At 60.0% G+C, this 12,023-nt stretch carries 10 protein-coding genes and 1 pseudogene; 9 read left to right on the forward strand and 2 right to left on the reverse strand.

Translation table 11 applies throughout. The features are described 5' to 3' along the window. The first annotated feature begins 7 nt into the window (after positions 1-7). Positions 8-1,012: a protease modulator HflC gene (locus tag IVB05_RS01675; protein ID WP_247782721.1), complete on the forward strand. Its 1,005-nt coding sequence runs from the start codon at positions 8-10 to the stop codon at positions 1,010-1,012. Next, positions 1,009-1,980 carry an FtsH protease activity modulator HflK gene (gene hflK / locus IVB05_RS01680; protein ID WP_247782722.1) on the forward strand — a complete coding sequence of 324 codons (972 nt, stop codon included), beginning with the start codon at positions 1,009-1,011 and terminating at the stop codon, positions 1,978-1,980. The genes IVB05_RS01675 and hflK overlap by 4 nt, the downstream gene beginning before the upstream one ends. Positions 1,981-3,302: 1,322 nt before the next feature. Here hflK and IVB05_RS01685 read toward each other — a convergent pair. Next, positions 3,303-3,926: a hypothetical protein gene (locus tag IVB05_RS01685; protein WP_247782723.1), complete on the reverse strand. Its 624-nt coding sequence runs from the start codon at positions 3,924-3,926 to the stop codon at positions 3,303-3,305. Between the two features lie 398 nt (positions 3,927-4,324). Here IVB05_RS01685 and IVB05_RS01690 point away from each other — a divergent pair. From IVB05_RS01690 to IVB05_RS01720, 7 genes and pseudogenes are all read left to right on the forward strand, one after another. Then, positions 4,325-4,686: pseudogene (locus IVB05_RS01690) on the forward strand (transposase); the annotation flags it as partial. Positions 4,687-5,510: 824 nt separating this feature from the next. Continuing rightward, complete coding sequence (locus IVB05_RS01695; protein WP_247782724.1) at positions 5,511-5,951, forward strand: GcrA family cell cycle regulator; 441 nt, start codon at positions 5,511-5,513, stop codon at positions 5,949-5,951. Positions 5,952-6,177: 226 nt separating this feature from the next. Continuing rightward, a complete protein-coding gene (locus tag IVB05_RS01700) occupies positions 6,178-6,618 on the forward strand; it encodes a GcrA family cell cycle regulator (RefSeq protein ID WP_247787431.1) in 441 nt (146 codons plus the stop codon). 457 nt (positions 6,619-7,075) lie between these two features. Beyond that, positions 7,076-7,312, forward strand: a complete 237-nt coding sequence (locus IVB05_RS01705; RefSeq protein WP_247782725.1) for a hypothetical protein — start codon at positions 7,076-7,078, stop codon at positions 7,310-7,312. 292 nt (positions 7,313-7,604) lie between these two features. Next, complete coding sequence (locus IVB05_RS01710; protein WP_247782726.1) at positions 7,605-8,360, forward strand: Crp/Fnr family transcriptional regulator; 756 nt, start codon at positions 7,605-7,607, stop codon at positions 8,358-8,360. A 1,130-nt stretch (positions 8,361-9,490) separates the two neighbouring features. Continuing rightward, positions 9,491-10,129, forward strand: coding sequence for a ParA family protein (locus IVB05_RS01715; protein ID WP_247782727.1), 639 nt, complete (start codon positions 9,491-9,493; stop codon positions 10,127-10,129). 100 nt (positions 10,130-10,229) lie between these two features. Beyond that, positions 10,230-10,904 carry a phasin family protein gene (locus IVB05_RS01720; RefSeq protein ID WP_247782728.1) on the forward strand — a complete coding sequence of 225 codons (675 nt, stop codon included), beginning with the start codon at positions 10,230-10,232 and terminating at the stop codon, positions 10,902-10,904. 373 nt (positions 10,905-11,277) lie between these two features. On the opposite strand, the gene IVB05_RS01725 is transcribed toward IVB05_RS01720, so the two are convergent. Continuing rightward, on the reverse strand, positions 11,278-11,652 hold the full coding sequence (locus tag IVB05_RS01725) for a hypothetical protein (protein ID WP_247782729.1): 375 nt from the start codon (positions 11,650-11,652) through the stop codon (positions 11,278-11,280). Between the last annotated feature and the right edge of the window lie 371 nt (positions 11,653-12,023).

Below are 12,023 nucleotides of genomic sequence, written 5' to 3' on the forward strand. Positions count from 1 at the left end.
TTGGCAGATGAGCCGCGCGGGCGGCAGGCGGGGGGCAGCGCTTTGGGTGCTGACGCCTGCCGCTATCGCCGTGCTCGTGCTGTCCGCCCTTGCCAGCCTCTTCACGTTGGATATCACTGAGCACGGGATGGTCACGCGCTTCGGCCGGATCGTGCAACTCGTTGAAGAGCCGGGCCTAGGCTTCAAGCTGCCTTTCGAGCGTGTGCAGCGGTTCGACAAGCGCCTCCTGTACTTGAGCACGCGGCCCGTTGAGTACGTCACGGCGGACAGGAAGAACGTGTCCGTTGCCACGCTCGCCACCTGGCGCATCGACGAACCGGCGCGCTTCCTCGCAACGCTTGCCACGCGCGGCGATGCCGAGCAGCGGCTGACGGAGGCTATCGTCGGTGAAGTCGGTGCAGTGCTCGGCCGCCATAGCTTCGCCTCCCTCATCGCGCCGCATGCTTCGGAGAACCGGTTCGGGGCGATAATCGCGGAGGTACGTGCCGGCGTTCAGGCTCTTGTTGCGCCCGCCTACGGTATCGAGGTGATCGATCTCGGTGTGCGTGAACTCGCCCTGCCCCAGCAGAACCGGCAGAGCGTCTTCGAGCGGATGAAAGCGGAGCGGGCCCGCATCACCATGCAGCTGCGCTCCGACGGGAAGGCCGAGTCGAGGCGGATCATCGCCGAAGCTGATCGGCAGAAGGCACGCATCCTCGCCGAGGCCAGCGAACATGCAAGGCGACTCGACGGCGAGGGAGAAGCTGAGGCGATGCGTGTCTACGCGCGCGAGTTTGGCGCCGATCTACCCTTCTTCAAGCTCGTCCGCACGCTCGAGGCCTATGATCGTATCCTCGACGACAAGACGACCCTGTTCCTGCCGGCCGAATCCGAACTCCTGCAGATGCTGCAGCCTAGCGCATCGGTCGCGCGGGATCTTAACCCGCCGCCCAAGGCTCGCCCCAGGAATGGCGAGACCGTGGGCGCTGATGTCGAACGTCAGCAGCCACCGTCACGCGGGGAATTGCCATGACGGCCAGCCACGAAGACTTTGTGCGGCAGGACCGCGCGGAAAGCACCCCCAGACATCCGCGCTGGCGCGCTCACGCGCTCCGCGGCGGTGTCGTCTTCTTGCTCCTGTTGATCGCGGCCTACTTCGCCACGGGCTTCCATCTCGTCGCAACGGACGAACAAGCTTTGGCGCGCCGCCTCGGTGCGCCCCATGCCCGCCTGGGCCCCGGCATGCACTGGCGTTTCCCCTGGCCCGTCGACCGGGTCGACGTGGTTAAGACCACAAGTGTCTCGAAAGTCGGCGTGGGCTTTGCTTTGCCCGAGGGCGAGCAGGAGACCGTGATTGGGATGGAGCTGCTGACTGGTGACACGAACATCCTAAGCATCGCGCTCGTGCTACAATACGTGATACGCGATCCCGCCGACTTCCTGCTGCATGTCGAGGACACGAGAGCGCTGATCGGCGGGCTTGCCGAAAGTGTGCTCACCCAGGTTTTGGCCGGCATGTCGGTTGATGAGGTCTTGACCACAGGCCGGCTTGCCATCCAGGATAGGGTGAAGATACAGACTCAGGAGCTCCTCGATCGCTACCGAAGCGGCGTTCAGATCACGGCTTCGAGCATCATGGCCATGACGCTTGACGCGGCGGTGGCACAGGCCTTTCAAGACGTGGCGGACGCCATGGCCGATCGCGAGCGCTCACGCAACGAGGCGCGGGTCTATGCGGCCAACCTCCTGCCTAAGGCTCGCGGGGAGGCGCACACATTGGTCCAGGCAGCGCAGAGCCGGCGTGAGCAGCGCATCGCGCAAGCCATAGGCACGACCACCCGCCTCAAAGCTTTACAGCAAGAGTATGCGAAGGCCCCCGAGCTCACGCGTACCCGCCTCTATCTTGAAGCCATGGAGAAGACTCTGCCCAGAGTGAAAGCCTACATCCTGGACACGGAGGATGGACAGGCTCCGGTCAACTTGCGAGTGAGAGGGCGTTAGATTCTGTCCAGCGAACAGCACCTGATCCCCACCGGGCGCCTCTTCGGCCGAGCTCCAGCCGCTCGACCAGAACCGGTCGCGACTCCTGCCACAGCTTCAGCGCCAGCCAGCAGGCTCCCTAGGCGCGCGGCCGGCAAAGCCGGCAAAGCCGCACCTGTGACAGTTTCAAGCGGACAATCGAGTTGTCCGCTTGCAGTCCTTCAGTCCTTCGCAGCGATCCTTGGGAACAGCAACAGCGTTCGTGGCTGAGCGGCGCCGTCCTCCAGGACCTCGATCGACCTGGCGCCGTGCATGATCCTACGTGTCGTTGATCTCAACCAGATCCAGCACATGCCGCTGCACCATGCGCCCAACGCCAACGCGCTTGTTCTCGGCAACGCTAAACGAACGACCACGTGAGACCTTGCAATTGGAAACCCCAGCAGAAAGATTTAACGTCTGTGTTGCGTCGACCGGTTGAGTCGGTCGCGAGACACTGCGCTCGCCTATGGGACCGACCTCTAAATGTGCATGGTCCCACTTGGCCTCCTGTTCGCCTAAACTGGAGCCCATCATTGGATTTTCCGCAGATCATCTGGCTCGCGATGAAGTCGTCTAAGCCCCGGGAATGGACCGAACTAGAGGTTAAGGCCCTGATCTCCATGAGCGGGCAGCGGCATAGTGCGGAAGAAATATCGAAATCTCTCGGACGCTACGTTGGTTCGGTGAAAACGAAAGCGCGAGAGCTTGGTTTAGTAGCTGTCAAAAAGCGATCAAAAGCCCGCCGGTGGCGCACGAACTGATGACTATTGGAGATGGAAGAGGCGCTCCCGCGTTGAAATGGCTATCATCCAGTCAGATCATCAAGCGCACGCCGCAACCTGCGTTGCCTCCGAAGGCAATCGACAGAATGACGTCGCCCAGGCCACTTTGGGGGGCGGCGGCAGCGTCACGATCGCCGCGGCAGTCAAACGTGTGTCGGGGTGGCGTGCTACGCACGCCGTCAGCCTGGGTTATTGGAGTGCATCCTTCGTGGCTCGGATTAGAGCCAGGGTCACATCTCTCGGCTTGCTTTTAAGGTACAATTTAAGATGGACGGAAAAATATTCGACAGCGGAGGACATTACGTCGCTGACATCCGGGCAAGCAAAATTTATGACCGATCGGGCAAGAGGCTGTACGACCTCCGAGGCCAAAAGATTTACAAGCCGACGGGCGAACTCATAGGCCACCTCAGCTCAGTAGCTGGAGACAGACGACTGGACAAATCGACTGATCGGCTGTTCCCAAAGTATAGTCCTGCCGGCGTGTCGGGTGGGGGGCTGAAAGCGAAGCTGAAATAGCTATTGCAGACCGAGATTAGGCTGTCTTGCTGGCTCGATCGGGCGTAGGTCTTCTTTGGTCGCGCAGCGCGCCGATAATTCACGCTGCTGTGCTACGCGGGTTCTCCGTTGTTTCTTTTTTTCTACCTCCTTGTTGCGAGACAGCCATACGGGAAAACGAAGTAGCCGATCACTATTATCTTTTGACGGCTCGATCGGAGCCCCATTGGCTGAACACGGGAGATCGAGTGTAACGTGGCCGGCTCGCACCGCATCCGCACGTTGATCCATCTCGCGCAATAGGGGATCGACTACGCTATCGACTTCGGTCGCAACCGATAATAGAAAACTGTTAAGGTCGCGAGCTTCAGGCACGACTGTCGCACCCATCTCGATGGCCTCGCAGAGCTTACCGATGACAGGTGCAAACGCGCCGGTCGCTTGTTTGATTCGCTTTTTTATCGCTTCGATTTCACCTAAAACGCGATCACGCTCTCGCCGGGTTTTTTCCTCAGAAAGGCGGGCTTCGATTTCAGCGATCTGAGCCGTCAGTGTCGTGACTTCGGATGCAAGTGCGTCGCGTCTTTCGCGCGCGCGATCCAGATCTCGGCTGAGATTGTCCACTAAGTCGTCCTTTCCGAACATTTTTTGCTCCGCGTAGGACAGCCGTAACGCGAACCGCCAACGAAAGGTTGGATCGGCCGAAAAAGGCATCAACTTCGGTTGCGTTGTTGCAGGGGCCGACATGGTGATCCCCAGTCATTCACATTAGGCGACCGCAGGGTTAACAAGTGGTTAATTTCAACATCCCATGCAGCAATCGACCGCCGGATGCTAAAAAAACCCGCCCGATCGAACAGACGCGAGCTTGCGATCCGATTTAGTATCCAATGACCAACTCCGGAATTGGCAGATGTGTTGAAAAAGTCTGGTGACGGACGAAAATTGTCAGGGACGCTGACGCGTGTTGCACGTGGCGACGGCGGCGCCGATGACGACTACTGTTATCCGGGCCGCAAGGGCACTGGCGCGCGCGGGAATAGAAGTACTATCTCGCCGACCTGCCCGCCGCGACACATCTGCGCACGTTAGCTGCCACCATCAAGGCACGATGGATTTGCGAACAGGCCCATCAGCAGCTGAAGGAGAAACTCGGGCTTGATCACTTTGAAGGGCGATCCTGGCAAGGTCTTCATCGACACGCTCATGACAATGATCGCCTACGCCTTCTTGCAACATCGTCGCCTCGCACAAGCGGGGCGGAAAAAAGAATCAACGGATCTCCGCCTCAACCAAGCTTGCCGGCCGTGCGCCAAGCCATCGTCGATCTCATTCTGCCGTAGTGCTAGCTAGTCATCTGGAACCGCCGCCCAGACTAGCTGAACGCGAGAACGAGCCAACTTGAGCACAACAGCACAAGGGCGGTCACGATTAGCGCGAGGAATCCGTCGGACACGAAGTCATGGTTACGCATGGTACACCTCCTGCCGCCAACGGGGAAGCTGGTCCGAATTTACTAAAAATTTCGGAATCGGCATTTTGCTAAAGTGTGGAGGCTGCATAGCGAGCGGCTAGCGAACGGATGCTACCCCACTCAAAACTATGACGCGGGATTGGGTGTGATGCCTGCGTTTCTCGAATGGATGCCTTAACCACTCGGCCCCTTCCCACTTTGGGGCACCGCGGGGAAAGCGCCGAATCCGACCGGGTCCCGCCTGCCGAAGTCATAGCTCGTCGCCGACGACATGGCGGAGCTGTTCGCCGGTATCAAGAGGCTGCTTGGGGAAGCCGATGCAGCGAAATGATGCATGGCCAACCGGACGAGAATCTATCCCACATCTGACGCTGCTGATCACGGATTTCCAACGCCCCTTCGTGCAGATGATGCTGCAGAGATTGCAAGTGCCGCGTCAGTTCCCGCGTCGGTTCCTAAGGGCCACGCCTCATCGAGCTTTGTCTTTTGGTGATCACATCCAGCTTGAATAGCGATAGGCTAATATCGCATTGCTGGCGAAGACCCCACTGGCGCACCTATGCTAGCCTGTACTTCTGGGCCAATGCATTTCGGGGATTGGATGTGTTGGCGTCGCAGCCCCGCAAAGTGACACGGTTCAATTGAACGCTTGAGACGCGCCGCCGGCGCGGAAAAGATGCAATCGCCAAAATGGTGCCGCACGAATCGGCAGTCATGGCACCAGGCGCTGGGTGCCCTGACCGACGAGGCCCGTCATGTCCCGCTGGACCGCCGAGGAAATCCGCGAACTTGTCACCCTGTGGCCGACGAGCACGGCGGCACAAATCGCATATCGCCTGCACCGCCCGCGCGCCGCCATATGCGGAAAGGCCAAGCGGTTGCTCGAGGAAGGCTTGTTGGAAGGTAAGAACGCCAAAAATCCCAATCCGCGCAAGCGACGGCGGCGCGCCCGACCACTGCGAATCTGGATCATGCCGCCGCCACCACCGCCACCAGCCAATGACAGCCTTGCGATGCGGCCGTGCTCGCTGCTCGAGCTCGATGAGGCGCGCTGTCACTGGCCGCTCGGCGACGTCAACGAAGTTGCGACCGAGTTTTGCGGCGGCGCTCCGGCGCCGGGTCATCGCTATTGCCGGCACCATATGCGAATGGCGCATGGTCAGGGCAGCGATGCGGGACATGCTACGCGATATTGATGCTCTGATTTCGGCAGCCGCCATCCACTACTGCCAAAATGGGCACATCCAGATTGCTAGCTTTCCGGACGTCGTTTCAATTTTCATAATATGCGCGTCTCCGGCGAGGAACTTGCGTTGGTTCAAGTCGCCTCCGCGCCCTAGGGCCAGCGCGGGTATCTCGTCGGGGCGCTCGATCCTGTGGCGAGTACTCGCCCAATTTACAGGGCGAGTGAGCGAGGCCCGTATGATCCCCTGGACCACCGAGGAAACTTTCTTGCTAGTCAGCCTTTGGCCGACAGCATCGGCCACGCAAATCTCGAGATGGTTGAACCGCTCGCGCTCGTCGATATGCGCAAAGGCAATGCGGCTGCGCCACGATGATTTGTTGCCAGACGGCGTAGAAAAGCATTTCGAGGTGAAGCCGGTGCAGACGCGGCCGGGTCGCGCCAGAACAACGGTAACATCGATCATGCCGCAAAAGCCGGCGCCGCTGCTCGATGGCACCGTGCCGCTGCCGGACATGCGGCCCTGCGCGCTGGTCGAGCTCGACGAGACCCGCTGCCGCTGGCCGCTCGGTGAAGTGCACGAGGTGGCGACCGAGTTTTGCGGCGCCGGCAAGGTGCCGGCGTTGCCCTATTGCGCGCATCATTTACGGATCGCGCATGGCCAGGGCAGCGCCTCGTAACGATCGGTGCTATCCTCAACCGCATGTCGCTATCCCCGGACCGGCGCCACGTCCTCCTGCTCGCCGATCGCACGCGCGATATTGTTCAGATCACCGCGGCCGTCGCGCGGAGGATTTGGGCGCGAGGACCGATAGGCAACCTCTCCGCACGATGGGACGAGGTGCGCCAAAGGGGATTGAAGTTAATAAATATGCAAGGCCGCTGGCGTAAAGCTCTACCGACAAGAAAGCCCCGCCACGGGGGCGGCCCGCAGCGAGGCCTTCCATGAGGACGCCGAGCGCTGTCAGGCGACGCCCGGCAGGCTGATGTTACGCCCGCCGTTGCGGCGCTGTCGAGGGATTTGCGACCATCGCTCTTGCAACAACGGCTATTGCGTCGGCTGCCGCTCGCCGCGCTCCCACATGGCATATTTCCCCGCCGTCCAGCCACGGCTCCTTCCCGGAACGCTGGCGCGACATGATCCCTGGCACGCAGGCCGCCTTCAAACTGATCACCGACCGAACGACGCGGATCAAGCCCGGCGCCGAAATCGTGTCGGGAATTGGAACGGTTGAGAGCCGCGGCCACACGCCCGGGCACATGTTCATTCTGATTGCCTCAAACGGTGAGCAGGCTTTGGTCATTGGCGACGCCATCACGAACCAGCTTATCAGCTTCGCGCACCCGACTGGAAGCCGAGCTATGGGTTTTTGACAGGGCAATTGATGATAGCGCAATCGTCTGACTTTTCGCTTCGAGACGAGACATTGACGGCAGCGAAAAGCGCTGCGCGGAATGACAACGCTCTCGACAGCTCCCGACAGCCCCCGAAAGATGACCGCCATTGGCGACCTTTACCGGCCCGGCGGGTTGCGGTAGTGAGTGAATATTGCGTTCAAGAAGGCAGTTTCAAAGCCAGCACAATGAGGGTCGAGTTGGTATCGGCGCAGGGCAGAAGACATCGCAGGAGAGCTGCGCCTTCCGCTGAGAGAAGAAGTCTCACGTGATGGGGCGTCCTGCCACCGGCAGTAATCGTCTCCTAGCTGCGTTGCCGCCGGCGGACCTCGCCTTGCTCAGCCCTCATCTCCAGAAGGTCTCGCTTGAACAGGATGCCGTGGTCGTGCGATCGGGAGATCGCGAGCATGTCTATTTTCCCCACAGCGGGGCCATTTCCTTCATGCTCGACATGCCGAACGGAGCAACGATTGCAACCGCGGTGATCGGGCGCGAGGGAGCCCTTGGCGCTCTATCGGTCCTGGGACCCTCCCGATCTTCCGTAACCGCCGTCGTGCGGGTAGGCAGCACCGCATCACAGATTTCCGTATCGCGGTTTCATGCTGCCTACATGGGGAGCAGCGCCATCAAAGACGTGGTTCAGGCGCACACGGGGTGGATTCTATCGCAGCTCCAGCACGTCGCAGCCTGTAATGGGCTGCACCCTGTCGAGGCTCGCCTGGCCCGCTGGCTGCTTGAGCTGCACGATCGAACCGAAGGCCCCATCATGTCAGTCACGCAGGAGACGCTTTCGCAGTTGCTTGGAGTGCGGCGGACGACCGTGACACAAATGGTTGCCAAACTCCGTGCCGTCGGTGCTATCAGATCCGATCGGCGGGGCTTGATCGAAATTGACAGAACGCGGCTCGAGGAAGCTACCTGCGAATGCTACCGCATCATGCGCCGTGAAACCGATCGGATCGTCCCGGATGAAGCCGTGACGCCGCGCCTGCATTTTCCGTCGGCCGACAACTCTCATGGTGGATGATCGGTTCGAGTCAAGTGGATTTGGTTTGCTGGACTGAGCGCGTCTGCCGCGATTGTCGCGAGGCGCTGACAACCGTGACGCTGGAGGAGCCGGCGGGGTCTCGAAACGTGCAGCGATCGAGGGAGCCACGGGATGCCGTCTCTTCAGAGATTTGCGTCAACTATCCGGGGAACCCATGCCGGACCCTTCAATGACCGCTGCGGCAGCGTCACATTGGTAGCGCTACGACTTCCGTTGTGGGTCAATCGCGTCGGTTTGACCGACAGTCCACGACTTCCGGTCTTCCCCCGGAAACGGACATCGCCACTGGCCGGTGCTGTCGTGGTGACGCCTGACACGGTCGCGTCGAGGTCGCGGTGATGCGCGACGGCTGGCGGGGACCGTCGAGCGATGGCGGCCCTCTGCAATCGGAGCGCGGGTCCTTCTGAGGGCGTGAGTTCCTGCGGGGAACGCGCGACCGCACCTATTGAGGATATCTGGTGCGAGAAAATCCGTGGTTGCAGTTGCAGGGGAGGCAACGCATCTGCCAAATTTTCGCGTCTTCTCTCTAACGTCCCGGCTGTGAAATCCGAAACCGTGCCGAACCGCGCGAACATGGCGCCGTGTTCTCGGTGCAACAACTTTTTTGTTCCTTTTGAGGGAACGCAATTTTGGTCTCGCACTCCGACCCGCTCGATGCAAGCTTGTGAAAGACCGGGGCTGGGTCATTCGGTAAACAATCAATTTTGAGGACCCCGGCGGCGCGGCCCGCAGAGCGCGAATGCTCTGCGGGATACTTTCTGAAATCAGCCGGGGCTGTCGTGAGGCAAAACGGGTGAATTGACGATGAGGTCGCTAATCATTCTCGTTGCTATCTGCTCTTCGGCAACCGCATTCGCTCAGAGTGCGCCGCCCAAGGTCGGTAACAAACCGCTGGTTCAGGTAAAGCCGAAAGAGCCGTTGGGCTGCAAACTCGTTGGAACGGTCCGGGGCACAAAGCTATGGGCTGGTGACTGCACAGGGTCAGAGCTTAGGGGCTCGACAACAACGACGGAAACGCAAGCCTTGCCCGAGCAAGCGACCGCAGTAATCCCGCCCGGTCAGAAAGAGTGATAGCTGCTCAGACGCCTGCCATTTGGGGAAACGCAGGAATGTACGTCGTCACGCTGGTCACGCAAAAAGGCGGAAGCGGCAAGAGCACGCTCACCGTGGGCCTTGCTGTCGCTGCGATGGAGGACGCAAAGCGCGTTGCCGTGATCGAAGCAGATTCGCAAGGCACGGTATCAAGCTGGCGCCGACGGCGCACCAACCCCTATCCGCGCGTTGATCGGGTTGCCGATCGCGTTGAAATTGAGCGTGCAATACCTCGCCTCAGGGCCGAGGGGGTCAAGCTCGCAATTATCGACACTGCAGCCACGAACAACAACTTGAGCAGCTGCGCCATTTCGGTGGCTGATTTTTGCCTCATCCCGGCCCGTCCGAGTCCGGCAGATATAGAAGCTGCGCTGCCCACGCTTACCACCATTCGCAGGTTCAACCGCCGATTTGCTTTCGTCCTCAACCAAACGCCGCCTCGCGGCTATCGGCTGAGCGAAGCTGCGACGGCACTCAATTCGCTCGGAGTACTCGCGCTGCCCTTCATCGTCCAGCGCAACGACTACCAGGACGCGCTCGGGGCGGGTTTGGGCGTCACAGAATTTGCGCCCGAAGGAAAGGCCTCAGAGGAAATTCGCGCGTTGTGGGGCTGGGTTTCGAAACAACTCAACAGGGAGACGGTCGTTCATGGGTAAACCGCGGTCAAGGCAGCCTGCTCATGCGCGCCCCGTTCGTCGCTCGCTCGTGGAGCTCACGGCCGCTGCAGTGAGCACTGCCGCACGTGATGGAGTGCACGTGACGTCGCCCGCTCCGATCGGGACTTTCTTCGAGGACGTGAAAGCAGGTGAAACCGCAGCTGAGAGCGCTGACCAGCTCACCATGAGCATCACGGTTGCCCCTCCGGCCACGGCGCATGCGGAGGCCTCGGCGGTAATCCAATTGCCTCATCCGGCAGACGCGCTCACCTCGAGCGCTCGCGCGATCTCGAATTCCGCCGATGGTACCACCGAAATGGCTGTGGAGCATCGGGCCCCAGTCCTGCAAAACCTGAAAGTCTGTGTGAGTGCCTCACCGGGTGACGTGAAGGACATTACCAGCCGAGAGTTGCCGACCGGTCCAGCGCTGGAACCGGCGACTCAGGAAGCGAACAGCAGCCATGGTGCTGTAAGCTCGGAGAAGACGATCCCGGCGGCCACCATTGCTGCGACCGTTGCTGACTATCAGGCCAAGGCGTTTGGACTCACGGAGGCGAACATGAGCGCCGCACTGGAATACGCGCAGCAGCTGGTCAATCTGAGGTCGGCCACCGATTTCATCAAATTGTCGAGCACGCATGCGCGAATACAGATCGAGCTGATGATCAAGCAGTCCAGCGAATTGCGGTCGCTTGCAATGAACTTGACGCCGTCCTACGACACCCACACCGCTGCTGATCCCCAGGTGTTAACAAGATCCACTGACCGCCCGTAGAGTGCGTTGATTCCGAACGTGATGACGATTCGAAGAAAGTCATTCACTCTCTAGTCCAATTCTCTGATCCATCCGCGAGATGGGGACCACGGGGGGTTCCGGTCTAACTCAGCAAGCAGACATAATCGCGGACTGTCGACATGTCTGTGCGTCTTTCGGTGAGAACAATTCCCTTAGCGCGCGCCGCTAGGGGCAATCTGAGTGAACCAACCGTGCTGAATGTCACGACAGCCCCAAGAAATGACAATCGTTGCCGCGGCTCATGTGCACTGGCGCGTAACGAGTGACGCTCATCACAGTGCTACCACGCACGCTAGATGTAGATCACGAACAAGGACGGATGGGACCGCCCCGCGCGGCAAATAGGGGACTATCAGCTATGACAACATGCTCTGACGACCATCATAGAGACTTCGGCAGGGACACTGACCATAATTTGCGTCGCGCGCGCGTAGCCGGATATGTGCTGCTTGCGGGTCTTTTTCTTGAGGTTGTGAGCTACATAATTTGGTTTCATGGCATAGAGACCTTGGCTTCGATGGCATGCGTCGCGTTGGTGGCCGGAGGTGTGGCGGGAGAGATCTTCTTTGATTACAGAGCCAGACTGGCCAACAAGGGCGCGCCCAATGTCACCGCGCCCGCCATCAGCAGCGTTCAGCATCCGGAGCCGGACTACAGCTATTCGGGCAGCAGCGTGAACAGGACAGGCGTGCACCTCAGCATCGGGCCCGGAGAACTCCTTCGCCATCGAAACACGTCCCCGTCGCCAAACAATTCGAAGCTACTGCCGTCATTTCCTGAACGAGCTCGCCGAAACCTGCCATCGCGCCGCTGGCGAGAGCGCTTTGCGTTGAGGTAGGCAGGCTTGTACGTAACAAAGCTTCAGCTGCTAGTAGCCTGATGACACTGACATAAGGTCCGCTTGGGGTCATTCGCGTCGGTTTGGCCGGACCACGGCGACTTCCGGTCTACCCCGGTGAACGGACATTCTCAGGATATGCGGGCATGTCCCAAAAGGGGCCATCTGCAGACAATCCCGCGCGCTTGTCTGGGGTGTCACTGCAAGATTCATATGTACGTTCGTGTCCCTTACCTTCAGCGGTTCCAACTCAGAAGTGC

Origin of the sequence: Bradyrhizobium sp. 170 (assembly GCF_023101085.1) — a bacterium.
In the GTDB taxonomy this organism is placed as follows: domain Bacteria; phylum Pseudomonadota; class Alphaproteobacteria; order Rhizobiales; family Xanthobacteraceae; genus Bradyrhizobium.